This is a genomic window from Microtetraspora sp. NBRC 13810, from assembly GCF_030268685.1.
Lineage (GTDB): Bacteria > Actinomycetota > Actinomycetes > Streptosporangiales > Streptosporangiaceae > BSRQ01.
In genome coordinates, this window is sequence record NZ_BSRQ01000026.1 from 65,513 (window position 1) to 91,713 (window position 26,201).

20 protein-coding genes and 1 tRNA gene are annotated in these 26,201 nt (G+C 70.5%); 15 read left to right on the forward strand and 6 right to left on the reverse strand.

The annotated features are described in order from the left end of the window. Window positions 1-217 precede the first annotated feature (217 nt). The 13 genes from trpC to pyk all read left to right on the forward strand — a co-directional run bounded on the left by trpC (window position 218) and on the right by pyk (window position 17,586). Window positions 218-1,057 (forward strand): indole-3-glycerol phosphate synthase TrpC, encoded by an 840-nt coding sequence (gene trpC, locus QSK26_RS36245; protein ID WP_285779859.1) that lies wholly within the window; start codon window positions 218-220, stop codon window positions 1,055-1,057. A 50-nt stretch (window positions 1,058-1,107) separates the two neighbouring features. Continuing rightward, the gene (gene trpB, locus QSK26_RS36250; protein WP_285779928.1) at window positions 1,108-2,298 is read left to right on the forward strand and encodes a tryptophan synthase subunit beta; all 1,191 of its coding nucleotides are present in this window, start codon (window positions 1,108-1,110) and stop codon (window positions 2,296-2,298) included. Between the two features lie 53 nt (window positions 2,299-2,351). Further along, window positions 2,352-3,146, forward strand: coding sequence for a tryptophan synthase subunit alpha (trpA, locus tag QSK26_RS36255; protein WP_285779860.1), 795 nt, complete (start codon window positions 2,352-2,354; stop codon window positions 3,144-3,146). 224 nt (window positions 3,147-3,370) lie between these two features. Next, entirely contained in the window at window positions 3,371-3,901 is a 531-nt protein-coding gene (locus QSK26_RS36260; RefSeq protein WP_285779861.1) for a MauE/DoxX family redox-associated membrane protein, read from the forward strand. Further along, entirely contained in the window at window positions 3,901-4,650 is a 750-nt protein-coding gene (locus QSK26_RS36265) for a DsbA family protein (RefSeq protein WP_285779862.1), read from the forward strand. The genes QSK26_RS36260 and QSK26_RS36265 overlap by 1 nt, the downstream gene beginning before the upstream one ends. Window positions 4,651-4,760: 110 nt before the next feature. Then, the gene (lgt, locus tag QSK26_RS36270) at window positions 4,761-5,906 is read left to right on the forward strand and encodes a prolipoprotein diacylglyceryl transferase (protein ID WP_502888791.1); all 1,146 of its coding nucleotides are present in this window, start codon (window positions 4,761-4,763) and stop codon (window positions 5,904-5,906) included. A 25-nt stretch (window positions 5,907-5,931) separates the two neighbouring features. Continuing rightward, complete coding sequence (locus QSK26_RS36275; RefSeq protein WP_285779864.1) at window positions 5,932-6,750, forward strand: hypothetical protein; 819 nt, start codon at window positions 5,932-5,934, stop codon at window positions 6,748-6,750. A 28-nt stretch (window positions 6,751-6,778) separates the two neighbouring features. Further along, window positions 6,779-7,423 (forward strand): hypothetical protein, encoded by a 645-nt coding sequence (locus QSK26_RS36280; RefSeq protein ID WP_285779865.1) that lies wholly within the window; start codon window positions 6,779-6,781, stop codon window positions 7,421-7,423. Window positions 7,424-7,761: 338 nt separating this feature from the next. Continuing rightward, window positions 7,762-12,270, forward strand: coding sequence for a glutamate synthase large subunit (gene gltB, locus QSK26_RS36285; protein ID WP_285779866.1), 4,509 nt, complete (start codon window positions 7,762-7,764; stop codon window positions 12,268-12,270). Between the two features lie 16 nt (window positions 12,271-12,286). After that, window positions 12,287-13,771, forward strand: a complete 1,485-nt coding sequence (locus tag QSK26_RS36290) for a glutamate synthase subunit beta (protein ID WP_285779867.1) — start codon at window positions 12,287-12,289, stop codon at window positions 13,769-13,771. A 182-nt stretch (window positions 13,772-13,953) separates the two neighbouring features. Continuing rightward, window positions 13,954-15,627, forward strand: a complete 1,674-nt coding sequence (locus tag QSK26_RS36295; RefSeq protein WP_285779868.1) for a S8 family peptidase — start codon at window positions 13,954-13,956, stop codon at window positions 15,625-15,627. A 78-nt stretch (window positions 15,628-15,705) separates the two neighbouring features. Continuing rightward, window positions 15,706-16,077 carry a DUF2784 domain-containing protein gene (locus QSK26_RS36300; protein ID WP_285779869.1) on the forward strand — a complete coding sequence of 124 codons (372 nt, stop codon included), beginning with the start codon at window positions 15,706-15,708 and terminating at the stop codon, window positions 16,075-16,077. A gap of 78 nt (window positions 16,078-16,155) precedes the next feature. Next, window positions 16,156-17,586, forward strand: a complete 1,431-nt coding sequence (pyk, locus tag QSK26_RS36305; protein ID WP_285779870.1) for a pyruvate kinase — start codon at window positions 16,156-16,158, stop codon at window positions 17,584-17,586. Window positions 17,587-17,926: 340 nt separating this feature from the next. On the opposite strand, the gene QSK26_RS36310 is transcribed toward pyk, so the two are convergent. Next, window positions 17,927-17,999, reverse strand: a tRNA-Leu gene (locus QSK26_RS36310). Window positions 18,000-18,117: 118 nt separating this feature from the next. On the opposite strand from QSK26_RS36310, the gene QSK26_RS36315 reads away from it, so the two are divergent. Then, window positions 18,118-18,717, forward strand: coding sequence for an ANTAR domain-containing response regulator (locus tag QSK26_RS36315; RefSeq protein WP_285779871.1), 600 nt, complete (start codon window positions 18,118-18,120; stop codon window positions 18,715-18,717). A 14-nt stretch (window positions 18,718-18,731) separates the two neighbouring features. Here the strand turns inward: QSK26_RS36315 and QSK26_RS36320 are convergent, their stop codons facing one another. Next, window positions 18,732-19,646, reverse strand: a complete 915-nt coding sequence (locus tag QSK26_RS36320; RefSeq protein WP_285779872.1) for a hypothetical protein — start codon at window positions 19,644-19,646, stop codon at window positions 18,732-18,734. A 365-nt stretch (window positions 19,647-20,011) separates the two neighbouring features. Between QSK26_RS36320 and QSK26_RS36325 the strand changes: the two genes are divergently transcribed. Beyond that, on the forward strand, window positions 20,012-21,307 hold the full coding sequence (locus tag QSK26_RS36325; protein ID WP_285779873.1) for an ABC transporter substrate-binding protein: 1,296 nt from the start codon (window positions 20,012-20,014) through the stop codon (window positions 21,305-21,307). 365 nt (window positions 21,308-21,672) lie between these two features. Here QSK26_RS36325 and QSK26_RS36330 read toward each other — a convergent pair whose 3' ends face one another. Genes QSK26_RS36330 through QSK26_RS36345 form a run of 4 tightly spaced genes read right to left on the reverse strand, consistent with a single transcriptional unit; the run spans window position 21,673 to window position 25,809 of the window. Next, window positions 21,673-22,500, reverse strand: coding sequence for an ABC transporter ATP-binding protein (locus QSK26_RS36330; RefSeq protein ID WP_285779874.1), 828 nt, complete (start codon window positions 22,498-22,500; stop codon window positions 21,673-21,675). Then, window positions 22,493-23,515 carry an ABC transporter ATP-binding protein gene (locus QSK26_RS36335; RefSeq protein WP_285779875.1) on the reverse strand — a complete coding sequence of 341 codons (1,023 nt, stop codon included), beginning with the start codon at window positions 23,513-23,515 and terminating at the stop codon, window positions 22,493-22,495. The genes QSK26_RS36330 and QSK26_RS36335 overlap by 8 nt, the downstream gene beginning before the upstream one ends. Next, window positions 23,505-24,494, reverse strand: a complete 990-nt coding sequence (locus QSK26_RS36340; protein ID WP_285779876.1) for a branched-chain amino acid ABC transporter permease — start codon at window positions 24,492-24,494, stop codon at window positions 23,505-23,507. The genes QSK26_RS36335 and QSK26_RS36340 overlap by 11 nt, the downstream gene beginning before the upstream one ends. A 13-nt stretch (window positions 24,495-24,507) precedes the next feature. Continuing rightward, the gene (locus tag QSK26_RS36345; protein ID WP_285779877.1) at window positions 24,508-25,809 is read right to left on the reverse strand and encodes a branched-chain amino acid ABC transporter permease; all 1,302 of its coding nucleotides are present in this window, start codon (window positions 25,807-25,809) and stop codon (window positions 24,508-24,510) included. Window positions 25,810-26,201: the final 392 nt, after the last annotated feature.

Genomic DNA, 26,201 nt, shown 5'->3' on the forward strand with positions numbered 1-26,201 from the left:
GCCGCCGTCCACCCGATGGCGGGGCGAGTGGACCGAGGCCGATACCATCGGCAGTCAAGGCCGAACGCGTCGCCCGGGCGGGATCGCGCGGTGCGAGGCGGGTTCGAGGCCACAGTCAGAGAATCGACCGGAGGGACCCTGATCGGGTGAGCGAGCGGACTGATCGGGCTGACGTGTTCGCCATCGCGGACTCCGAGCTCCGCAGCGAGGAGAAGGCATGACAGTGCTCGACGAGATCCTGGACGGGGTTCGGGCCGACCTCGCCGACCGGCAGAAGGCCGTGTCGCTGGAGGAGCTCAAGCAGCGCGCCGAGCGCGCCCCGGCACCTCTTGACGCCTACGCGGCGCTCGGCGGCGACAAGGTCTCCGTGATCGCCGAGGTCAAGCGGTCCAGCCCGTCGAAGGGCGCGCTGGCCGCGATCGCCGACCCCGCGGCCCTCGCCGCCGACTATGAGGCGGGCGGCGCGCACGTCATCAGCGTGCTGACCGAACGGCGGCGCTTCGCCGGCAGCCTCGACGACCTGGTCGCGGTGCGCGCGGCCGTGGACATCCCGATCCTGCGCAAGGACTTCATCGTCACCTCCTACCAGCTCTGGGAGGCCCGCGCCTGCGGCGCCGACCTGGCGCTGCTGATCGTGGCGGCCCTGGAGCAGAACGCGCTGGTCTCGCTCATCGAGCGGGCGGAGTCGATCGGGCTGGCTCCGCTGGTCGAGGTGCACACCGAGGAGGAGACCGAGCGCGCGCTGGCGGCGGGCGCCCGGATCATCGGCGTCAACGCCCGCGACCTCAAGACGCTCTCGGTGGACCGCGACGTCTTCGCCCGGATCGCGCCCAAGATCCCCGACGGCGTCATCAAGATCGCCGAGTCCGGGGTGCGCGGCCCGCACGACCTGCTCGCCTACGCCAGGGCCGGAGCAGACGCCGTCCTCGTGGGAGAGAGCCTGGTCACGGGTAAGGACCCCAGGGCGGCCGTCGTCGACCTGGTGACCGCCGGCGCACACCCAGCGACGCGGCTCGACGCCACGCGTTCCGACCACGGACCCGAAGGACAGCAGTGACCGCAACAGAAGGAAGCCTCCTGACCGCCGCCGACCTCGCGGGCGGCGGAGTGCACGGCGACGACCCCGACACGCGCGGCAAGTTCGGCGTGTTCGGCGGGCGCTATGTGCCGGAGGCCCTGATCCCGGCCCTCGACGAGGTGGCGAGCGTCTACGCGGAGGCCAAGAACGACCCGGCCTTCGTCGCCGAGTTCGAGCACCTTCTGCGCACCTACGCCGGCCGGCCGACCACCCTCACCGAGGTGCCGCGCTTCGCCGAGCACGCGGGCGGCGCCCGGATCGTCCTCAAGCGCGAGGACCTCACGCACACCGGCGCCCACAAGATCAACAACGTGCTCGGCCAGGCCCTGCTCACCCGGCGCCTCGGCAAGAACCGCGTGATCGCCGAGACCGGCGCCGGCCAGCACGGCGTCGCCACCGCCACCGCCGCGGCCCTGCTCGGCCTGGAGTGCGTGATCTACATGGGCGCCGTCGACTGCGAGCGCCAGGCGCTCAACGTCGCCCGCATGAAGCTGCTCGGCGCCACCGTCGTCCCGGTCGAGAACGGCAGCAAGACGCTGAAGGACGCGATCAACGAGGCGTTCCGCGACTGGGTCAGCAACGTCGAGCACACGCACTACCTTTTCGGCACCGTCGCCGGGCCGCACCCCTTCCCGGAGATCGTCCGCGACTTCGCCCGCGTCATCGGCGTCGAGGCGCGCCGGCAGATCATCGAGCTGACCGGCAAGCTGCCCGACGCGGTCGTCGCGGCCGTCGGCGGCGGCTCCAACGCGATCGGCATCTTCCACGCCTTCATCGGCGACGAGGGCGTGGCGCTGCACGGCTACGAGGCGGGCGGCCGCGGCCTGGAGAGCGGCGAGCACGCGCTCACGCTCACCGCGGGCAGCATCGGCGTCCTGCACGGCTCGCGCACCTACGTGCTCCAGGACGACGAGGGCCAGACCATCGAGTCGCACTCGATCTCGGCGGGACTGGACTACCCGGGCGTCGGCCCCGAGCACGCCTGGCTCAAGGACTCCGGCCGGGCCACCTACCACGGCGTCACCGACGCCGAGGCGATGGAGGCGTTCTCGCTGCTCGCCCGCACCGAGGGCATCATCCCCGCCATCGAGTCCTCCCACGCGCTGGCCGGCGCCCTCAAGCTCGGCCGCGAGCTGGGCCCGGACGCGACCATCCTGGTCAACCTGTCCGGGCGCGGTGACAAGGACATGGGTACCGCCATGAAGTACTTCAACCTGTAAGCGGGACGCGGACCGCGCGACCGTGAGCGCGATCCAATGAAACGGACTCATTGATGACGACTCTTGCCTCCGTGTTCGAGAAGGCGCGCTCCGAGGGCCGCGCCGCTCTCATCGGATATCTCCCGGCCGGCTTCCCGTCCAAGGAGGGCGGCATCGCCGCCGCCACCGCGATGGTCGAGGCCGGCTGCGACGTGATCGAGATCGGCCTGCCCTACTCCGACCCGCTCATGGACGGTCCCACCATCCAGGACGCCGTGCACAGGTCCCTGACCAACGGCACCCGGATCGCCGACGTGCTGGACACGGTCGAAGGCGTGGCGAAGACCGGCGCCGCCACCCTCGTCATGACCTACTGGAACCCGATCGACCGCTACGGCGCCGAGCGCTTCGCCCGCGACCTGGCGAGCGCCGGCGGGGCCGGGACCATCACGCCCGACCTCACCCCCGAGGAGGCGCGCCCCTGGCTCGACGCCTCGGCCGCGGCGGGCATCGACACGGTCTTCCTGGTCGCGCCGAGCTCCACCGAGCCGCGCATCGAAGCCGTCACCGCCTGCTGCACCGGCTTCGTGTACGCCGCCTCCCTGATGGGCGTGACCGGCGCCAGGGAGACGGTCAGCTCGGCCGCCGAGGGCCTGGTCAAGCGCACCCGCCCGCACACCGACCTGCCGGTCTGCGTCGGCCTCGGCGTCGGCACCGGCCGGCAGGCGGCCGAGGTCGCGGGCTACGCGGACGGCGTCATCGTGGGCTCGGCGTTCATCCGCCGCCTCCTCGACGCGCCCGACGAGGCCGCCGGCCTGAAGGCGGTCCGCGCGCTCGGCGAGGAGCTGGCGAACGGCGTGCGCACCTGAACACCTGAAGTGTCCGCCCGGTCACGTACCGTCTCGGCGGGTTCCACGGCTTACCGGGCTCTTATCCATGACATGGTGAGATGCTGGCGGGGACGGTGGGCGTCCTCATCCGCCCGCCCCGCCCGGCGTATGGCAAGCTCGCCGTTTAGGAGACCATGGTGCTCGTGACTTCGGATCAGACCGCGCCGCTCCGGTCGCGTAACGCTCGGATGGCGCTACCCTGGGTGACAACCGCCGCAAGGCTCGTGGTGGCCGGGGTGCTGATCGTGGCCGGATGGCTGAAGATCGGCAATCCCGTGCTGTCCGTCCACGCGGTCGAAGCATACGAACTGCTGCCCGGCTCGGTCGCCACGGCGGTGGGCTACGGCCTGCCCATCCTGGAGATCGTGGTGGGGGTGCTGCTGGTCGTCGGGCTGCTCACCAGGGTCGCCGGCATCGTCGCCGCGTTGCTCATGCTCGCCTTCGTCATCGGCATCGCCTCCGCCTGGGCACGGGGACTGCGCATCGACTGCGGTTGCTTCGGCGGCGGTGGCCAGCTCGCCTCGGGTCAGGATCCCAGCTATTTCTGGGAGATCGTCCGTGACGCGGGGATCTTCCTGCTGGCCGGCTGGGTCGTGTGGTTCCCGCCGGGTCGTCTCGCGCTCGACTCGGCGCTCGGGCTCGCCCCCGAGCGCGAGCCGTACGACCCGGAGTTCGAGCACGACGAGGTGGACGACGGGGGCGCCGAGGCGTCCCAGAACAAGGGGAGCGACTGATGGGCGGCAAGGCCACGCGGGAGTCCCGGGCCCGCGATCGGATCAGGGCACAGCGTGAGGCCGATCGCAAGCGCCACGAGCGCAGGCGGATCGTCACCTACGCCCTCGCGGCGGTCGTCGCCGTGGCGGCGGTGGCCGGCGGATGGCTCTACGCGGCCAACCAGAGCCAGTCCGAGACCGCCAGTGGCAAGGTCGCGCCGGTCACCCTGCAGCCCGACGGCTCGGTCGTGATGGCGCAGCCGGGCGTCGAGAAGCCCGTGCTGGACATCTACGAGGACTTCCAGTGCCCGGCCTGCAAGGCGCTGGAGGAGACCAGCGGCACCACGGTCAAGAACCTCGCGGCCGAGGGACAGGTCAAGGTCGTCTTCCACCCCATCACGATCTTCAGCGCCGAGCCCACGAAGTCCAACTCGGTACGGGCGGGCGCCGCGGCCCGGTGCGTGCCCTCGGGGCAGTGGCTGGCCTACCACGACAAGCTCTTCGCCGGGCAGCCGAGCGAGGCCGTCGAGGGCTTCAAGCTTGACGAGCTGGTGGCCTGGGGCAAGGAGGTCGGGGTCACCTCGCCCGACTTCGACAAGTGCGTCACCTCCCAGGAGCACGCCGCGTTGCAGGGTGACTACACCGCCAAGGTGCTCAAGCAAGGGGTGGTCCGGGGCACGCCGACCGTCATCCTGAACGGCAAGGAGCTGGGGGACGAGGCGTTCAGTCCCTCCCAGCTACGCAAAGCCGTTCTTGATGCCTCCAAGTAGCCGCCGACACGGTACTGTCACCTGACATGCCCCTCGCCTCGATTCCCAGCCCCTCAGAAGGCGTCTGGTACCTCGGACCGATACCTCTGAGGGCCTATGCCCTGTGCATCATGCTCGGTGTCGTCGTCGCCGTCTGGCTCGGCGAGCGCCGTTGGCGTGCCCGTGGCGGCGCGCCCGGTACGATCGTCGACCTCGCCGTGTGGGCGGTGCCCTTCGGCCTGGTCGGCGGCCGGCTCTACCACGTGATCACCGACTGGCAGCTCTACTTCGGGCCCCAGGCGCCCAACGAGCCGATCGAGGCGCTGTTCATCTGGAACGGCGGGCTCGGCATCTGGGGAGCGGTCGCGCTCGGCGGCGTGGGCGTGTGGATCGGCTGCCGGCGGCGAGGCATCTCGCTGAGCGCCATGGCGGACACCCTGGCTCCCTGCATCGTGCTCGCCCAGGGCATCGGGCGCTGGGGCAACTACTTCAACCAGGAGCTCTTCGGCAGCCCGACCGACCTGCCGTGGGGCCTGGAGATCGACCCCAGCAGGCCCGGCACCGTCCCCGGCGAGGACACCTACCACCCGACCTTCCTCTACGAGTCGATCTGGGACGTCGCGCTCGCGTTCGCGCTGATCTGGATCGGCCGCCGCTTCGCCTTCCGGCACGGCCGGCTGTTCGCGCTCTACGTCGCGGGCTACACCTTCGGCCGGTTCTGGATCGAGGGGCTGCGGGTCGACCCGGTCGGCGGTGTGGACCACGCCGTCGACTTCCTCGGGCTGCGGCTCAACCAGTGGACCGCGATCGTGCTGTTCATCGGCGCGCTCGTCTACTTCTGGGCGACCCGGAACAAGACCACCGAGGAGTCTCTGGGCGTGGTCGTCCCCGAGCCGCGAGACGACGCCCCGGTCGAGGCCGAGGCGGTCGACCCCGCGCACACCGCCGACATGTCCGACGACGAGCAGACCGCCGAGCCGGGCGATCCGGAGGAACCGGCGGACGAGCCCACCGGCAAGCCGGCCGAAAAGCCGGAGAAGACCGGCGCGGCCGGAGAGTCAGCCGAGAAGGCGGAGACGGCTGGGGATCCAGGGAAGTCGGCGGACGAGTCGGCCGAGAAGGCAGAGACGGCCGGGGAGCCGGCGGACGGGCCGGGCGTGAAGGCGGCGAACGCGTCCGCGGGCGGGCCGGCCGACGATCCCGCCCACCCGGCGGACCAGGCCGACGAAGGCGAGGCGGTGCTCGCCGCGGGCGAGGGCGAGGCCGGCAAGAAATGAGGCATGGCGGGCCGGGGGGCGCGCCATGAGCCGCGAGTCCACACGCAAACGCAGGCGCAGCAACCAGCCGCCCCCGGACGAGAACTTCCTGGCGCCGATCGGGATCAACCACACCCAGCAACGCATCTTGCTGATCGTCGGCGTCGTCGTCGCCGTGCTGGCGAGCTCGGTGGGCTTCACCGCCGCGGTCGCCTCGCTCGGCCGCGACGTGACCGCCGACCAGACCGGCGCGGCCCTGGGGCTCGGCAAGCCGCGCCCCGAGGTCTACCGGGCCTGGACCTCGCCGAAGCTGTTCGCGCCGATCGCCGACCGCCAGGCGGATGCCGAGCCGTTGACGGCGAAGGAGATCTTCGGCGCCAAGACCGTCAAAAACGGGAAGATCACACTGAGGTTGCTCGACAGCCAGTTGGACGCCGACTGCGCGGCGGCCGTCTGGGGCCAGGGGCTGATCGGCGAGCTGTCCAAGGCCGGTTGCACCCAGGCCGTCCGCGGCGTCTTCCTCAGCTCGGACCGGCGCTACGTCGCGCACTACACGATGTTCAACCTGGGCACCGCGCAGGCAGCCGACAGCCTGGTCAACGCGTTGAACGTGCAGTATCGCGGCAACTGGACCCAGGCGCTGCCGAACCCCCGGGCGGTGTTCCCGGTGGACGGGTACAGCGAGGGCAGCGGGCACGCGATGGGGCACTACGCCGGTCTCGTCTGGCTCGCCCGGGTGAACGGCGGCGAGCCGGCCAGGAACGACGACTTCGTCGCGCTGTCCCTGGCGGTCCGCAGTGTGGAGAAGGCGCTCTACCGCAGGGTGGTCGCGGCCTCCGGCGCGGGCGCGGCCGAGGAGCAGTGAGCCCGTCCCCGTGTCCATCGTGTCCGGTGTGTCCGCCCTGTCGGTCCGTGCCCGTCTGATCGCCGCCGCCGGGGTGTGCGTCCTCCTGGCGGGTGGGGCGGGCTTCTTCCTGCTGCGCGAGGGCGATCCGCTCCGTCCGGCTGTCTTCGGCGCCGAGCGCACCTCGGCCCTCTACTCGCCGATCGACTCCCGGACCAGGGATCCCGAGCCGCTGACCGTCCAGGAGCTGTTCGCCTCGGCCGAGCTCGGCACCGGCTCGGCCGGGCTGGTCCGCCAGGCGACGGAGACGCTCACGGACTGCGCCGAGGCGGTCTGGGGGGACGGGGTGATTGAGGCCGTGCGCGGGTGCTCGCAGGCACTGCGGGCACGCTACGAGTCCGCCGACGGCAAGGTCGCCGCGCAGTTCCTGATCTTCAACCTGCCCGACGGCGCAGCCGCCGACCGTCTGCTGACCGCCCTGGCCTCGGGCGGGTTCGTCCGGCCCGCGCCGGACCTGCCGGGCGGCTTCGACCCGGCGAGGAGCCGGGCCCAGGGGCGCGCCCTCGGGCACTACGTCACCGTCGCATGGGTCGGCCCGGTCGGCGGCCGGGGCAGGACGGATCTCACCGCGCAGCAGCTCGCGCTGGACACCCTCACCCGCCCCCTGCAGCAGCGCGTCATCGACGCCACCTGAGTCACCGCCGCCCCATCGCGAGGACACCGGCGAAGGCACCGGCGAGGCACCCGTGAAGGCACCCGTGAAGGCACCGGCAAGGCACCGGCGAGGACGCCGGCGGGGTCATCGGGGCTGGTCAGCGCGGGCCTGGGTGGAATATCGTGCTAAAGCCCTCCGTTAATGTCTCGAAGGCGACGCCGCCATCGAGAGGTCGTGGATCAGTGGGTGAATGTTCGCGATGTGAACCTGGTGGGCACCATTCCGGCAGGGTGGGGTAATCTCTACCCACTATCGCAGCAGGGCCAACGTCGTCCCTCGCCTCAGCACAAGCAGACGAAGACGACGGGAGGGATTCAATGCCTGCTGCCCGCCTCGGGTTCCCCGAGCCCCAGGGCCTGTATCACCCCGCGAACGAGCATGATGCCTGTGGTGTCGCCATGGTCGCCGACGTGGCCGGTCGACGCAGTCATGACATCGTCGCGAAGGCTCTGACGGCACTCTGCAATCTTGATCATCGGGGTGCCAAGGGTAGCGAGCCGGACACCGGTGACGGCGCCGGGATCTTGACGCAGATCCCCGACGGGCTCTTCCGCGCCGTGACCGATTTCGAACTGCCGGACGCGGGCGCGTACGCCGCCGGTATCGCCTTCCTGCCCGCGGACGCGGAGGCCAGGAAGACCGCCGTGCGGATGATCGAGGAGATCGCCGCGGAAGAGGGTCTCTCCGTGCTCGGCTGGCGCGACCTGCCCGTCGACGTCAGGCACACCGGCCCCAGCGCCCGCGCCGTCATGCCGTTCTTCGGGCAGCTTTTCGTCTCCTCCACCGGCGGCGAGACCGGGGTGGAGCTGGACCGCCTGGCTTTCTGCCTGCGCAAGCGCGCCGAGCACGAGGTGGACGTCTACTTCCCCTCGCTCAGCTCGCGGACCATCGTCTACAAGGGGATGCTGACGACCCCGCAGTTGGAGCCGTTCTTCCCCGATCTGTCGGACGAGCGGTACGAGAGCGCCATCTCGCTGGTGCACTCCCGGTTCTCCACGAACACCTTCCCGTCCTGGCCGCTGGCCCACCCCTACCGTTACGTCGCGCACAACGGCGAGATCAACACGGTCAAGGGCAACCGGAACTGGATGCGGGCCCGCGAGGCCATGCTGGAGACCGGCCTCATCCCGGGCGACCTGGGCAGGCTCTTCCCGATCTGCGACCCGGACGGCTCGGACACCGCGAGCTTCGACGAGTGCCTGGAACTGCTGCACCTCGGTGGCCGCAGCCTCCCGCACGCCGTGCTGATGATGATCCCGGAGGCGTGGGAGAACCACGCCGAGATGGACCCCGCGCGGCGCGCCTTCTACGAGTTCCACTCCACCCTGATGGAGGCGTGGGACGGCCCCGCCTCGATCACCTTCTCCGACGGCACCCTGGTCGGCGCGGTGCTGGACCGCAACGGGCTGCGTCCGGGCCGGTTCTGGGTGACCGCCGACGGGCTGGTCGTGCTGGCCTCCGAGGCGGGCGTGCTGGACATCGCCCCCGAGGACGTCGTGCGCAAGGGCCGGCTCCAGCCGGGCAGGATGTTCCTCGTCGACACCGCCCAGGGCAAGATCATCGAGGACGACGAGATCAAGGCCGGACTCGCCGCCGCGCTGCCGTACGGTGACTGGCTGCACGCGGGGCTGATCCGGTTCGAGGAGTTGCCGGCGCGGGAGCGGGAGATCCCCACCCACGAGGCGCTGGTCCGGCGGCAGCAGACCTTCGGCTACACCGAGGAGGAGCTGCGCGTCATCCTCGCGCCGATGGCCAGGACGGGTGCCGAGCCGATCGGCTCGATGGGCACCGACACCCCGGTCGCCGTGCTCAGTGAGAAGCCGCGGCTGCTGTTCGACTACTTCAGCCAGCTCTTCGCGCAGGTCACCAACCCGCCGCTGGACGCGATCAGGGAGGAGCTCGTCACCTCCCTGCAGTCCACGATCGGTCCCGAGGGCAACCTGCTGGACCCGGGGCCCTCGTCGTGCCGCCGGCTGATCCTGCCGTACCCGGTGATCGACAACGAAGAGCTCGCCAAGATCATCCACATCAACGACGAGGGCGCCCTGCCGGGCTTCCAGCCGTACGTGGTCTCCGGTCTCTACGACGTCGCGGGCGGCGGCGAGGCGCTGCTGCACCGCCTGGAGGAGATCTGCGCCGAGGTGTCCGGCGCGATCGCCGGGGGCGCGCGGATCATCGTGCTGTCGGACCGGGGGTCGTCGGCGGCCAAGGCCGCGATCCCGTCGCTGATGCTCACGGGAGCGGTCCACCACCACCTCATCCGGGAGAAGAGCCGTACCCGGGTCGGCCTGCTGATCGAGACGGCCGAGGCCCGCGAGTGCCACCACATGGCGCTGCTGATCGGCTACGGCGCCTCGGCGATCAACCCCTACCTCGCCATCGAGACGGTCGAGGACCTGGTGGACACCGGGCTGCTCAAGCTGGACAAGCCCAAGGCCGTGCGCAACCTGATCAAGGCGTACGGCAAGGGGGTGCTGAAGGTCATGTCCAAGATGGGGGTGTCCACGGTCGCCTCCTACACCGGCGCGCAGATCTTCGAGGCGCTCGGCCTGGGCGAAGAGGTGATCGACGCCTGCTTCGCCGGCACCACCTCCCGCCTGGGCGGCGTGGGCTTCGACGTGATCGCCCGCGAGGTGGCCGAGCGGCACCGCAGGGCCTACCCGCGGGCCGAGAACTCCCACCGGCGGCTCGAAGTGGGCGGCGAGTACCAGTGGCGGCGCGAGGGCGAGCCGCACCTGTTCAACCCGGAGACCGTCTTCCGGCTCCAGCACGCCACCCGCAGCCGCCGCTACGAGATCTTCAAGGAGTACACCGGTCTGGTGGACTCCCAGGCCGAGAAGCTGATGACGCTGCGCGGCCTGTTCAGGTTCAAGGCCCGCACGCCCGTGCCGATCGACGAGGTCGAGCCGGTCGAGAGCATCGTGAAGCGGTTCTCCACCGGGGCCATGTCCTACGGGTCGATCTCGATGGAGGCGCACGAGACCCTCGCCATCGCCATGAACCGGCTGGGCGGCAAGTCCAACACCGGCGAGGGCGGCGAGGACCCCGAGCGCCTCTACGACGCCACCCGCAGGTCGGCGATCAAGCAGGTGGCCAGCGGCCGGTTCGGCGTGACCAGCGAATACCTGGTGAACGCGGCCGACCTGCAGATCAAGATGGCCCAGGGCGCCAAGCCCGGTGAAGGCGGCCAGCTCCCCGGGCACAAGGTCTACCCGTGGATCGCCAGGACCCGGCACTCCACCCCGGGCGTCGGCCTCATCTCGCCGCCGCCGCACCACGACATCTACTCGATCGAGGACCTCGCCCAGCTCATCCACGACCTGAAGAACGCCAACCCGGTCTCCCGGGTGCACGTGAAGCTGGTCGCGGAGGTCGGCGTCGGCACGGTCGCGGCGGGCGTGTCCAAGGCGCACGCCGACGTGGTGCTGATCTCCGGCCACGACGGCGGCACCGGCGCGTCGCCGCTCACCAGCGTCAAGCACGCGGGCGCCCCCTGGGAGCTCGGCCTGGCCGAGACGCAGCAGACGCTCCTGGTCAACGGCCTGCGCGACCGCATCGTGGTGCAGGTGGACGGCCAGCTCAAGACCGGCCGCGACGTGGTGGTGGCCGCGCTCCTCGGCGCGGAGGAGTACGGCTTCGCCACCGCGCCCCTGGTCGTGTCCGGCTGCGTCATGATGCGCGTCTGCCACCTGGACACCTGTCCGGTGGGCGTCGCCACGCAGAACCCGGAGCTGCGCAAGCGGTTCTCCGGCAAGCCCGAGTTCGTGGTCAACTTCTTCGAGTTCATCGCCCAGGAGGTCCGCGAGTACCTCGCCGAGCTGGGCTTCCGCTCGCTGGACGAGGCCATCGGGCACAGTGAGGTGCTGGACACGCAGGCGGCCAAGGACCACTGGAAGGCGGCCGGCCTGGACCTGTCGCCGATCCTCTACCGGCCGGAGGTGCCCGCGGGCGCCGCGCTGCGGATGGTCCAGGAGCAGGACCACGGCCTGGACCGGGCGCTGGACAACACGCTCATCCAGCTCGCCGAGGGCGCGCTGAGCCTGGGCGAGCGGGTCACCCTGGAGCTCCCGATCCGCAACGTCAACCGCACGGTCGGCACCATGCTCGGCCACGAGGTGACCAAGCGGTACGGCGGGGCGGGGCTGCCCGACAACACGATCGACGTGTCCTTCACCGGCAGCGCGGGCAACTCCTTCGGCGCATTCGTGCCCCGCGGGATCACCCTGAGGCTGACCGGCGACGCGAACGACTACCTCGGCAAGGGGCTGTCCGGCGGCCGGATCTCCGTCCAGCCGCATCCCGACGCGTCGTTCGCGGCCGAGACACAGGTCATCTCTGGAAATGTCGGCCTTTATGGCGCTACTTCGGGTGAAGTGTTCATCCGGGGGATCGTCGGCGAGCGGTTCTGCGTACGGAACTCCGGCGCCACCGCCGTCGTCGAAGGCGTCGGCGACCACGGCTGCGAGTACATGACCGGCGGCAGGGCCGTCATCCTCGGCCGGACCGGGCGCAATCTGGCCGCGGGCATGTCCGGCGGCGTCGCCTACGTGCTCGACCTCGACCCCGCCCGGGTCAACCGGGAGATGGTGGAGATCGAGGACCTGGAGGAGGGCGACTCCGAGTTCCTCCGCGAGGTCATCGAACGGCATCTCGCGGAGACCGGTTCCACGGTCGCCAAGGGCCTGCTCACCGACTGGGACGCCGCGCGCGCCCGGTTCGGCAAGATCATGCCCAGCGACTACAAGCGGGTGCTCGCGGCGCGGGCCGCCGCCGAGGCCGAGGGACGCGACGTCGACGAGGCCGTCATGGCCGCCTCACACGGATAAGGGGGGTTACACACCGATGGCCGACCCGAAGGGTTTCCTCACCCACGAGCGTGAGCTGCCGGCGCGCCGCCCGGTCGACGTGCGGATCCGCGACTGGCGCGAGGTCTACGAGGACTTCCCCGAGCCCGCGCTGACCAGGCAGGCGGCACGCTGCATGGACTGCGGCATCCCGTTCTGCCACAACGGCTGCCCGCTGGGCAACCTCATCCCCGAGTGGAACGACCTGGTCTACCGGGACGACTGGCAGGACGCGATCGAGCGGCTGCACGCCACGAACAACTTCCCGGAGTTCACCGGGAGGCTGTGCCCGGCGCCGTGCGAGGCCGCCTGCGTGCTGGGCATCAACGCCGAGCCGGTGGCGATCAAGCGGGTCGAGGTGGAGATCATCGACCGCGCCTTCGCCGAGGGCTGGGTCACCCCGCAGCCGCCCGCCGAGCGGACCGGCAGGCGCGTCGCCGTCGTCGGCTCGGGCCCGGCGGGGCTGGCCGCGGCCCAGCAGCTGACCCGCGCGGGTCACGACGTGGTGGTGTTCGAGCGCGCCGACCGGATCGGCGGGCTGCTGCGGTACGGCATCCCCGAGTTCAAGATGGAGAAGCGGCACATCGACCGGCGCCTGGCCCAGATGCGGGCCGAGGGCACCGAGTTCCGCACCGGCGTCAACGTCGGCGTGGACGTCACGGCCGCGCAGCTCCGGGCCGAGTTCGACGCGGTCGTGCTGGCCGGCGGCGCCACCGCCTGGCGTGACCTGCGGGTGCCCGGCCGCGAGCTCGCCGGCGTCATGCAGGCGATGGAGTACCTCCCGCCGGCCAACAAGGTGCAGGAGGGCGACCACGCCGTCTCCCCGGTGTCCGCGCAGGGCAAGCACGTCGTGGTGATCGGCGGCGGCGACACCGGCGCCGACTGCATCGGCACGGCGCTGCGGCAGGGCGCGGCCTCGGTGACCCAGCTGGAGATCATGCCCCGTCCGCCGCAGGACCGTCCCGGCAGCCAGCCGTGGCCGACCTTCCCCATCCTGTTCAAGATGGAGAGCGCGCACGAGGAGCTCGCGGAGGCGGGCGGCGAGCGGGTCTACGCCGTCTCCACCACCGAGTTCCTGGGCGACGAGAAGGGCAACGTGCGGGCCCTGCGCCTGGTCGAGGTGGAGGGGCCGCAGTCCGGCTTCAAGCCCGTGCCGGGCAGCGAGCGGGAGATCCCGGCCGAGCTGGTCACGCTCTCCATGGGCTTCCTCGGACCCGAGCACGGCGGCCTGCTGGCCGAGCTGGCCGAGCTGTCCGGGGACGCGGAGGGCTTCTTCGACGCGCGGAGCAACGTCAGGCGCGACGCCTCGTACATGTCGGGGGTCGAGGGCGTCTTCGTGGCGGGCGACATGGGACGCGGGCAGTCCCTGATCGTCTGGGCGATCGCCGAGGGCCGTTCCGCCGCCGCCGCGGCGGACCGCTACCTCAGCGGGCACACGGCCCTGCCGGTGGCGATCCCGCCGACCGCGAGGCCGCTGGTCTGAGCCCAGGTACGAACCCGATCATGCGCGTCCCCGGCCGGGGGCGCGCATGATCTTTTGCCGCACCGCTAATCCCGCGTCTTTTCCTAAAGTGAGGAAATTTACCAATAAGGGTGAATTCCCGGCGGCAGGGGAGACCTGAACTGAGAAGATGCTGCCCGGAACGGGCGGACATGGAGGCGTACATGTGGCGGCGGAAGAGGAGCCTGGGCGGTGCCCTGACGGCGGTCGCGCTGGCACTGACCGGCTCGGCGGCGGTGGCGGTGCCGGCGGAGGTGACGGGACCGGCGGGCACGTCGCGGGACTACATGGTCTTCTACACGGCGGGCGCCCAGGACCGGGCCGAGTCGGCTATCAGGAGCGCGGGGGGCCGGCGGGTCTCGGCGGGGGATCCGAGGCTCGGCTACGTCATCGCCAGCGGCCCCGGTACGGCCTTCGTCGAGGCGCTCGGCCGCAGTGACGCGATCGCCGGCGTCTCCGCCAACCGGAAGATCGGCTCGGCGGCCGCCCTGCCCACCGCCGGCCTCGCCACCCGCGCCACCGTGGACCGCAAGCGCCTGAACGCCCCCGCGCCCGCCGGCCAGGAGCCGCTCGCGCCGTTGCAGTGGGACATGAAGCTGATCGGCGCCACCGCCGGCCAGTCCTACAAGAAGGCGCCGGGCGACAAGAGGGTGCTCGTCGGCGTCATCGACACCGGCATCGACGGCAAGCACCCGGACATCGCGCCCAACTTCGACCGCGCGCTCAGCCGCAACTTCGTGACCGACACGCCGAAGGACCCCAAGGGCAACACGCAGGACGGCCCGTGCGAGTACAAGGGCTGCAAGGACCCGGTGGACGTCGACGGCGAGGGGCACGGCACCCACGTCGCCAGCACGATCGCCGCGCCGATCAACGGCCTGGGCATCGCGGGCGTGGCGCCGAAGGTGACCCTGGTGAACCTGCGCGCGGGCACGGACGCCGGCCTGTTCTTCCTCAAGCCCAGCCTCGACGCGCTCGCCTACGCCGCCGACGCCGGCATCGACGTGGTCAACATGAGCTACTACATCGACCCGTGGCTGTTCAACTGCCCGGCCAACCCGTCCGACTCCAAGGCGCAGCAGCTGGAGCAGCAGGGCATCATCACCGGGATGCAGCGCGCGCTGGACTACGCGCGCAGCCGGGGCGTCACGCTCATCAGCGCGATCGGCAACAACTCCACCGACCTCGGCCGGCCCACCCGCGACTCCACCAGCCCGGACTACCCCTCGGGCGAGGAACGCGACCGCAAGATCGACAACTCCTGCCTCAACGTGCCCGCCGAGTCCAAGGGGGTCATCTCGATCTCCTCGGTCGGCCCGTCCGAGCTCAAGGCGTACTACTCCGACTACGGCATCGAGCAGACCGACCTCGCGGCGCCCGGCGGGGACGACTTCTCGCCCGGCAGCACCAAGAGCGACATCGCCCGCACCATCCTCGGCGCGGCCCCCGAGCAGCTGCTGCGCGCCCAGGGCCTGATCGACAAGAACGGCAAGCCCAAGACGACAGCCGTCGTGCGCGACTGCAAGGGCTCCACCTGCGCCTACTACCAGTACCTCCAGGGCACCTCGATGGCCGCCCCGCACGCCACCGGCGTCGCCGCCATCCTGATCAGCCGCTTCGGCAAGCCCGACAACGGCGGCCTCAGCCTCGCCCCCGCCACCGTGGAACGCCTCCTGTACGAGACGGCGGTCCGCAAGGGGTGCCCGGCCTCCGGGAAGCAGACCTACAGCCCCTTCGGCATCAAGGACACCCAGGCGTGCCAGGGGGACCAGGCGCGCAACGGCTTCTACGGCCACGGCATCGTGGACGCGGAGCGGGCCGCCACCGTCACCAAGTAGCCGGGAGGGGGACGCCCGTGAGAGCCTGAGGGCGACACGGACGTCCCTGCTCGGGAGGCGGGCCACGGCCCGGAGACCATGTACACGCTCATCGCGGACGCCACGATGACCGTCCACTTCCTCTTCCTCGGCTACCTCGCGGTGGGCGGGTTCCTCGCCTGGGTCCTGCCGCGGACGATCGCCGGCCACCTGGCGGTGGCGGCCTGGGGCCTGGTCTCGGTCACCGTGGGCGTGGAGTGCCCGCTGACCCTGCTGGAGGACTGGGCGCGGCGCAACGCCGGGCTGCCCGGGTTGCCGCCCAGCGGGTTCATCGACCACTACATTGAGGGCGTCGTCTATCCGGCGCGGTACACCGGAACGGTGCAGCTCGGGGTCGCCGTCCTGATCGCGGTCTCCTGGGGCGGTTGGGCGCTCCTGCGACGTTCGCGACGCCGCGTTCACGTGGGATAGCGTGTTGTCACCAAGATTTCCGATACCGCTACGGCCATCGTCATCATCAAGTGGTCTGTACCAATTAGGGTAGGACTCGTGAGTCGTCGAGCGAAGATAGTCTGCACACTTGGCCCTGCCACGTCCTCTCCCGAGCGCATCCGCGAGCTCATCGCGGCGGGTATGGACGTCGCGCGCTTCAACCTCAGCCACGGCAGCCACGAGCTGCACCAGGAGATCTATGACCGGGTGAGGGAGGCGGCGGCCGAAGCCGGCCGTGGTGTAGGGCTGCTCGCCGACCTCCAGGGTCCCAAGATCCGGGTCGGCAAGTTCGCCGAAGGCCCCGTGCGCCTCGGCTTCGGTGACGTCTTCGCCATCACGACCGAGGACATCCCGGGCGACCGCGAGCAGGTGTCCACCACCTACGCCGGCCTGCCCGGCGACGTGCGCGCCGGCGACACGATCCTCGTCGACGACGGGCGGGTCGTGCTGGAGGTCACCCGGGTCGACGGTCAGCGGATCACCACCCGCGTGGTGATCGGCGGCATGATCTCCGACAACAAGGGCCTCAACCTGCCGGGCGTCAACGTCAGCGCCCCCGCCCTCACCGACAAGGACGAGGCCGACCTGCGGTGGGCGCTGCGCACCGGGTTCGACATGATCGCCCTGTCCTTCGTGCGCCGTCCCTCCGACGCCGACGTGGTGCGCAACATCATGGAGCAGGAGGCGGTCCGGCTCCCGCTGCTCGCCAAGATCGAGAAGCCGCAGGCCGTGCAGCGGCTCCCGGAGATCGTCGAGGCGTTCGACGGCATCATGGTCGCCCGCGGCGACCTGGGCGTCGAGCTGCCCCTCGAAGAGGTCCCGATCGTGCAGAAGCGGGCGATCGAGCTGTGCCGGGAGAAGGCCAGGCCGGTCATCGTCGCCACCCAGATGCTCGACTCGATGATGAACGCGCCGCGCCCGACCCGCGCCGAGGCGTCCGACGTCGCCAACGCGGTGATGGACGGCGCCGACGCGGTCATGCTCTCCGGGGAGACGTCGGTCGGCAACTATCCGATCGAGGCCGTCGCCACCATGGACCGCATCGCCTGCGCCGCCGAGCGGGCCTCCCTGGAGGCCACCCACACGCTGGACCGCATGCCGGAGACCACCGGCGGGGCCATCGCCCGCGCCGCCGCCGAGGTCGGCGCGATCGTCGGCGCCAAGGCTCTCGTGGCGTTCACCATGTCCGGCGAGACCGCCCGCCGCCTGGCCCGCTACCGCTCGCCGATCCCGCTGGTCGCCTTCACCTCCGCGCCCAACGTGCGCGGCCAGCTCTCGCTGACCTGGGGCGTCGAGACCTTCCACGTGCCGTTCGTGCACCACACCGACGACATGGTCCGCCAGGTGGAGTCCTCCCTGCTGACCCTGGGCCGGTGCGAGAAGGGCGACAAGGTCGTCATCGTCGCCGGCTCCCCGCCCGGCACCCCCGGCTCCACCAACGCCCTGCGCGTCCACCAGATCGGCGCCGCGGTCTCGCACCCCAGCTGACCGCCGGCGGGCACGACCAGCGCACACCGCTCCGGGTCATCCCGGGGCGGTGTTCCTTTTCACCGATGGCCTCAACGGCCCTGTGCGGCGTTTTCCGGCGATATGGGGCCAACGTCGGCGGCGGCGGGTGCCCGGGGCGCTGAAGGGCCCTCCGGCGGTCGTGGCGCGGGCGCTGCGGGGCCTTCCGGCTGCCGTGGCGCGAGTGCTGAAGGGCTTTTCCGGCGGTCGTGGCGCGGAGCCTGTAGGGCTTTCCGGCGGTCGTGGCGCGGGGCCGGACGCGACGGTGCCCGCCGTACATGCGACCGCCCGGCCTCAGGCGGGCCGGGCGGATGACGGTCGGTGCCCCGAGTGGGATTCGAACCCACACTTGATGGATTTTGAGGCCATTGACTCTGCCGTTGGTCTATCGGGGCGTTCACCTGCGGTTACCAGGATCACAACAGACGCCTGACAGCCACCGGGCGTGCAAGATCCACGACCAGGCGACCCAGGCGTGGTTCTAATCTAGCGGACTTGAGTACCCTCTTGCTCGTGAGTACGCAGCGGCGAGTGGTGATCGCGGAAGACGAGGCGCTGATTCGTCTCGATCTCAAGGAGATGCTCGAAGAGGACGGGTATGCCGTCGTCGGGGAGGCCGGTGACGGGGAGACGGCGGTCAAGCTCGCCTTGGAACTGCGGCCGGACCTGGTGATCCTGGACGTGAAGATGCCGATCCTGGACGGCATCTCCGCCGCCGAGCGGATCGTCTCCGAGCGGGTGGCGCCGTGCCTGATCCTCACCGCGTTCTCGCAGCGGGATCTCGTGGAGCGGGCCCGTGACGCCGGGGCGATGGCCTATCTGGTGAAGCCGTTCACCAAGTCGGACCTGGTGCCCGCGATCGAGATGGCGGTGAGCAGGCACGAGGAGATCGCGGCCCTGGAGCGCGAGGTCAGCACGCTGTCGGACCGGCTGGAGACCCGCAAGCTCGTCGAGCGGGCCAAGGGCCTGCTGATGGCCCAGCACGGGTGGAGCGAGCCGCAGGCGTTCCGGTGGATCCAGAAGGCGTCGATGGACCGCAGGCTGAGCATGCGCCAGGTCGCCCAGATCGTCGTCAACGAGACCTCCGCCGAGCCGCCGCAGCCGCAGGGCTGAGACGAGGGCGGGGCTCAGCCGGAGCCCGTGTCACAGCCGTCCGCGATCAGGCGGTCCAGGGCGGTGCGCAGCTCTGGGGAGACGCCGAAGGTGAGGAACTGCGGCTTCAGCGTGCCGGCGCCCGCCCAGTAGGGGAAGACGTAGGTCTTCTTACTCTCGGCCAGGGCGTGCGGGTCGCAGCCCGTCGCGACGAACCGCACCGGCACCTCCAGACTGTCCCGCCCGGGTTCGAGCACCGCGATCGGGGTGCCCTCCGCCCGCGGCGCCGTCAACTGGAAGATCACGCTGCCCCGCAGGTCCTGCAGCGTGATGACGCCGGGCGCCTTCCGCCGCACGACCACGGTGCCGGTCAGCGTTTCCCGGTCGCCGTGCCGCTCGCGGGTCCACCGCGTGCCGAACCGGATGTCCGCCGACCGGCCCACGACCGCCGCGGCGCAGTCGAGCCGGACCAGGCTGGTCAGCAGCGGGTCGGGGTGGGGGAGCGGCAGCCGGATCCGCCTGGTGCCGGTGCCCTCCCGGATCCAGGCGAGCGCGTGGGCGGGGCCGGGCTCGGGGATGGTGGCGCCCGTGCAGCGCGCGGAGCCGTACGTGAGGCGCAGGTCCACCCGCGGGGTGGTGCCGACCTCGGTGGCCACGGTGGCCGGGGGCAGGACCTCCAGCGGCGGGGCGACGAGTTGCAGGCGCTCGATCCACACCGGCGGGCCGTCGTTGCGCACGGCGACGGACAGGACGTGCTTGGCCTCGTCGATGCGCGCCTGCTGCAGGGTGGCGGACAGGCCCGGCGGCGGGGCCTCGGAGACCGCGGCGGGCGCGGCGCCGCCGGAGCAGGCGGCGAGGCCGGGCGCGGCGCAGGCGAGCGTGAGGGCGGCGGACGCCGCCCGCGTCACGCTTCGGCGGGCACGGGACGCGGGTGTGGCGGAGCCGGTCACGTTCGGCACTTTAGGCCGGGAAAGAGGATTGCAAAACCTCGCGCCGGGGAAAACCGCTCGTAATATCACGCCATGCCACCCCTCGCGGCCGGGCGCCGGGCCGCGTCCCTCCGGTTCCGCCATCCGAGATCGCCCGCCCGGCATACGAGACGGCCGCTACGTTGCGGCACTTGTCGCGATGCGTCATACCAGCGCAACTCTCCGGAGTTCACTAAGTTGAGGACTGATTACGACTCCGCATCCAAGTGTCCACAGTTCATGCCTACGCCTGGCTAGTGACCCGTGGAGTTTTATACGTTTCCGTCATTCGATCGGGACGGGTCGGCGGTGCTGACATATCCCGGCCTGGATGAAGGAGATACTTCATGATCCGCATTGCCCCCCTCGGGCGCGCGCTGGCCGTCGCGGCAGCAGCGAGCCTCGCCCTGACGGCCTGTGGCGGTGGCGACGACACTGCCGCTCCGGCCGACAGTTCCGCGCCGGCTTCCTCGGCCCCGGCCTCCTCCGCCGCTCCTGCGCCGGGCGATGGCACGCTGACCATTGGCACCCTGCTGCCGCAGACCGGTGACCTCGCCTACCTCGGCCCGCCCGAGTTCGCGGGCGTTGACCTGGCCGTGGAGGAGATCAACGCGGCGGGCGGTGTTCTGGGCAAGCCGGTCACCAAGATCCACACTGACTCCGGCGACACCAAGACGGACATCGCCTCGCAGTCGGTGGACAAGTTGCTGCAGCAGAAGGCCGACGTCATCATCGGCGCGGCCTCCTCCGGTGTGTCGTTCACGGTCATCGACAAGATCGTGAACGCGGGTGTGGTGCACTTCTCGCCGGCGAACACCTCGCCCGACTTCACCACCTACAACGACAAGGGCCTCTACTTCCGTACGGCCCCCTCCGACGTGCTCCAGGGCCGGGTGCTCGGTGACCTGATCGTCTCCGACGGCAGCGACACCGTCGCGATCCTCAACCGCCAGGACTCCTACGGCACCGGCCTCGCCAAGGAGGTCCAGGCGTCCGTCGAGGGCGGCGGCGCCACGGTGGCCGCCACGGTCGCCTACGACCCGGCCGCCGCCGACTTCTCCGCCGACGTCGCCAAGATCAAGGCCGCCAACCCCAAGGCGATCGCCCTGATCTCCTTCGACGAGACCAAGAAGCTCATCCCCGAGCTCATCAAGCAGGGCATCGGCCCCGACAAGGTCAAGATCTACTTCGTCGACGGCAACCTGGCCGACTACTCCGAGGACTTCCCCAAGGGCACGCTGAAGGGCGTCAAGGGCACCCAGCCCGGCGCGGCCGTGACCGAGGACTTCCGGGCCAAGCTGCTCAAGACCAACCCGGACCTCAAGGACTTCAACTACGGTCCCGAGTCCTACGACGCCGCCATGCTGACCGCCCTGGCCGCCGAGGCCGCCAAGGACGACTCCGGCACGGCGATCGCGTCCAAGCTCGTCGAGGTGAGCAAGGACGGCGAGAAGTGCAGTGACTTCAAGGCCTGCAGCGACCTGCTCAAGGCCGGCAAGGACATCGACTACGACGGCGTGAGCGGTCCGGTCCAGTTCAGCGACGCCGGTGACCCGTCCGAGGCCACCATCGGCATCTACGAGTACGGCGACGACAACGTGCACAAGAACGTCAACTTCCTGTCCGGCAAGGTCGACAGCTGACCTACCCGGCTCAGCGGGCGAAGTTCTCCCGACGGCACAAGGAAAGGGCCCCGGTCACCGACCGGGGCCCTTTCCCGTCGTCCGGAGCGGTCCCAGACGCGTCGTACGGCCCGCGCCGCCCCCCGGGTACCCCCGCGGCAGCCGGACCGCTCCTCGTGCGCCGTGGCCGCCGGTGAGAGCCCCGTGGCGGCACGGCGGAGCGTCTCCTGGTCCGTCCGCGCCCCCACCGGCGGACGCGGGCTTGCCTCGGCCTGAGGGACCGGGAAGCGGAAAGGCCCGTGCACGGCCTTCGGCCTGTAGGGGCCGGGAAACGGAAAACCCGTGTACGGCCCGGACGGGCCGTACACGGGTCGGGTGAAGGACGATCAGGCGCGCGCCAGCGTGCCCAGGTAGAGCTCGATCACCTTCGGGTCGTTGCTCAGGTCGCGGCCGCTCGCCGTGTAGGCGTTGCGGCCCTGGTCGAGGACGTAGCCGCGGTCGCAGATCTGCAGGCAGCGGCGGGCGTTCTGCTCCACCATGATCACCGTGACGCCGGCCTTGTTGATCTGCTGGGCCCGGATGAACACCTGGTCCTGCAGCTTGGGCGACAGGCCCGCCGACGGCTCGTCCAGGAGCAGCACCGACGGCTCGGTCATCAGCGCCCTGGCCATCGCGACCATCTGCCGCTCACCGCCGGACAGGGAGCCCGCGCGCTGCTTGCGACGCTCCTTGAGGGCGGGGAACAGCTCGGCCACGAACTCGAAGCGCTCCCTGAACTTCTTGGGTGCCTGGAAGGCGCCCATTTCGAGGTTCTCCTCGATGGTGAGGCTGGGGAAGACGTTGTTCGTCTGCGGGACGAAGCCCACGCCCCGCTCCACCAGCGCGTGCGCCTTGAGGTTGGTGATGCTCTCCCCGTTGAGGGTCACCGTGCCGCTGCGCACGTTCACCAGCCCGAAGATCGTCTTGAGCAGGGTGGACTTGCCCGCGCCGTTCGGGCCGATGATCCCGATCAGCTCACCCTCGCCGACGTAGAGGTCGGCGCCGTTGAGGATGTTCACCCCGGGGATGTAACCGGCGAAGAGCTCGTCACAGCGGAGCACGGCGTTCTCCGCGCCCGCCAGGTGCTCGCTCCGGTCGATGACGGCGGCCTCCGACGTCGCCGCCTCCCCGGTCTCCTCCGCCCGCGTGGTGGGCGCGCCCGCGGCCTCAGTCATCGCCGGGCTCCTTCCTGCTCGTGCCCTCCGCGACCGACGCGGGCGCCGGGCGCGCGGCGTCGGCGGGGTCCGCCACGCCCTGCGCCTCGGCCTCCAGCGCGGCCTCGGCCTCGGCGAGCTGCTGCTCCTCTTCCTCCGCCGACAGGGGGGCGTCGTGGTGGGCGCCGAGATAGGCGTCCACGACCCGCGGATCGGACATGATCGAGTCCGGCGGGCCCTCCGCGATGACCGAGCCCTGCGCCATCACGATGACCCAGTCGCTGATGTCGCGGACCATGTCCATGTCGTGCTCGACGAAGAGCACCGTCATGCCCTGCTCGCGCAGGTCCTTCACGTGGCCGAGCAGCGACTGCGTCAGGGCCGGGTTCACGCCGGCCATCGGCTCGTCGAGCATGACCAGCTCCGGCTCGACCATCAGCGCCCGGGCCATCTCCAGCAGCTTGCGCTGGCCGCCCGACAGGCTGCCCGCGAAGTCCGCGCTCTTGGCGTCGAGCTTGAAACGCCGCAGCAGGTCCTCGGCGCGCTCGGTGATCTCCTTCTCCTGGCCCCGCCACAGGCCGGCCACCAGGGCGCGCAGGAAGTTCTCGCCGCGCTGGCCCTGGGCGCCCAGGCGCATGTTCTCCAGCACGGTCAGCTTGGACAGCGCCTTGGTGAGCTGGAAGGTGCGCACCATGCCCTGCCGGGCGACCTTGTGCGCGGAGACGCCCTTCATCGGCCTGCCGTTGAAGGTCCACTCGCCGGCGTCGGCGGTGTCGAACCCGGTGAGCTGGTTGAAGAAGGTCGTCTTGCCCGCGCCGTTGGGGCCGATGAGCGCGGTGATGGAGCCGCGCTGGATCTCGACGTGCTCGACGTTCACGGCGGTGAGGCCGCCGAAGCGCCGCACCACGTTGTTCACGACGAGGATCGGGTCGGGCTTGGGCACGCCCGGCTCGGAGGCCAGCTCGGCGAACACCGCCGTGGCCTGCGCCTTGCGCGGGCCGATGGCCTGCGGTTGTACGGCTTCGTCAGCGTGCATCGAGTGCGATCTCCCTCTTGTCGCCGAAGATGCCCTGTGGTCGGAATATGAGCAGGAGCATGAGCCCGAATCCGACGAGCATGAGCCTGATGGGGCCGACCTGCGTCACGGTGATCACGTTGATGACGCCGGCGTTGACCGCCTCCTCCAGGAAGGTGCTGATCAGGATCAGCAGCGCCCAGAAGATCGCCGCGCCGACGACCGGCCCGAGGATGCGGGCCGCGCCGCCCAGGATGAGCACGGTGTAGGCGTAGAACGTCAGGTCGGTGCTGTACAGGTCGGGCTGCACGGCCGAGCGGCTCAGCGCGAAGATGAAGCCGGCCAGGGCGCCGATGACGCCGCCGAGCACGAGCGACTGCATCTTGTAGGAGAAGACGTTCTTGCCGAGGCTGCGCACGGCGTCCTCGTCCTCGCGGATGGCCTTCAGCACGCGTCCCCACGGGCTCTTCATGAGCAGGTAGATCACGAAGCAGGACAGCGCGACGAGGATCCAGCCGACCGTGAGCACCCACATGGTGCGGTGGTCGAAGCCGATGATGCTGCCGACGTTGTACTGCCCGTCGGGGTAGGGGTTCATCGCGTAGAACGAGTCGGAGAACCCCTGGAGGCCGTCGGTGCCGCCGAAGGTGCCCTCCAGGGCCACGGCGCGCACCACCAGCCGGACGATCTCCGCGGCGGCGATCGTGACGATGGCCAGATAGTCGGCGCGCAGCCGCAGAGTGGGGATGCCCAGCAACAGCGCCAGCACCACGGCCAGCGCGATGCCGATGGCGACACCCAGGAAGAACGGCAGGCCGAAGGTGGCCACGGTCACCGCGATGGAGTAGCCGCCCACCGCGAGGAAGGCCGCCTGGCCGAAGTTCAGCAGGCCGGTGTAGCCGAAGTGGACGTTGAGGCCGATCGCCGCCAGGGCGTAGATGACCGCCTCGCTGCCGATGCCGGATTCGATGGCCCGGCTGAAGATGAGAGTCCAGTCCATGGTGTGCCTCCGCCTAACCGATCCGCTCGCGCCGGCCGAGAATGCCCTGCGGTCTGACCAGGAGAACGAGGATCAGAACGACCAGCGCGCCGACCGTCTTCATCTCCGGCGGGATCCACAGCGTGGACACCTGGACGAACAGGCCGACGATCAGCGAGCCCACCAGGGCGCCGAACGCGGTGCCGAGGCCGCCCAGGGTGACTCCGGCGAACATGAGCAGCAGGATCTGCAGGCCCATCTGGTAACTGAGGTTCTGCGTGGTGCCCAGAAGGATGCCGGCCAGCGCGGCGACGGCGGTGCCGACGGCCCACACGAGCCGCACGACGCGGTCGACGTTGATCCCGGAGGACTCCGCCAGCGCCGGGTTGTCCGCGACGGCGCGGGTCGCCTTGCCCAGGCGGGTGTAGATCAGCGCCAGGCCCACCGCGACCAGCACCACGATCTGGATGCCCATCGCGACGAGGTTCTTCGGGGTGGTGAAGATCGGGCCGATCTGGATGCCGCTCTGCGCGACGTACTGCGCGTACGGCACGCCCTCGCCGCCGAAGATGAACAGCAGCAGGTTGCGCAGGAACAGCGCCAGACCGATCGAGATGATCATCATGGAGACGAGACCGGTCTTGCGTTTGCGCAGCACGCCCCAGAAGAACCGATCCTGGCCGTAGCCGAGCGCTGCGCAGACGACCACCGCCAACGGCGCGGCGATCAGCAGGTGCAGCCCGAGGGTGGTGTTGAAGATGTAGGCGACGAAGGCGCCGATGGTCAGCAGCTCGCCGTGCGCGAAGTTGGTCAGGCCCGTGGTGCCGAAGATCAGCGAGAGCCCGACTGCGCCCAGGGCGATGGTGAGGCCCAGGCTGAGGCCGTCGAAGGCGAGCTGGGCGAACCGGGTGAAGAACTCCTGGGTCGCGCTCGGTGTGTCCGGCGCGGCGCCGGTGCCGCCCTGGCCGCCGCTCGCGGCGAGGGGGAAGAGCACACTGCGGTTCTGGCCTTCGAAGACCTGGACGGTGAGGGTGGCCCGGTCCTTGTTCCTCAGCGATGTGCCCTGCGGGAGTGTCGCCTGGTCAATGGTGACCTTGTATGTGCCCGCCTTGGGGACGGGGATCTCCCAGGCGCCCCTCGCGTCCGTGGTGGCGTCTCCGACGGCGGCGCCGCCTTCGTCGGCGACGCTGATTTTCACGCCGTTCACTGGCTGGCCCTGGTTCTGGATAGTCCCCTTCAGGCCCTCACCCTCCGCCCACGCCATGGCGGGGCCGGAGGCGAGCAGGAAGATGAGTCCGCCCAGGAAGGCCGTGAACGCGATCACGGCTCTGCGCAATGGTGCTCCCTTATGAGGTCATGGCGGGGGGTGTGGTGCCCCCCCAAACTCGACTCGCGCATCGCAAAATCGGCCTGCAACGCTGGGCGGAGCTTAGCTCCGAGATGACCGGTTCCGGGTCGTCCGTCACCAATCGGTGACCAGGGTGTTTCACTGACGTGAGAAAAAAGGGGCCTGGTCAGAGCGGGTTTACTCACGAAGTGAATTCTTGACAGGGATGTCTTACTGTTTGGCTGATTACCCCCCTTCCGAAGGGGGTGGGAATGCGGAAAGCCGTGAACGCGACCGGTGTCCGGGCGCTCACGGCCGGCACATGCGGAAGAGATGGCTCGACGGGACGGACGGTCCCGGAGGAGTCGAGCCCGGGGGCGACCTTTGGTGCCGTGCTGGGC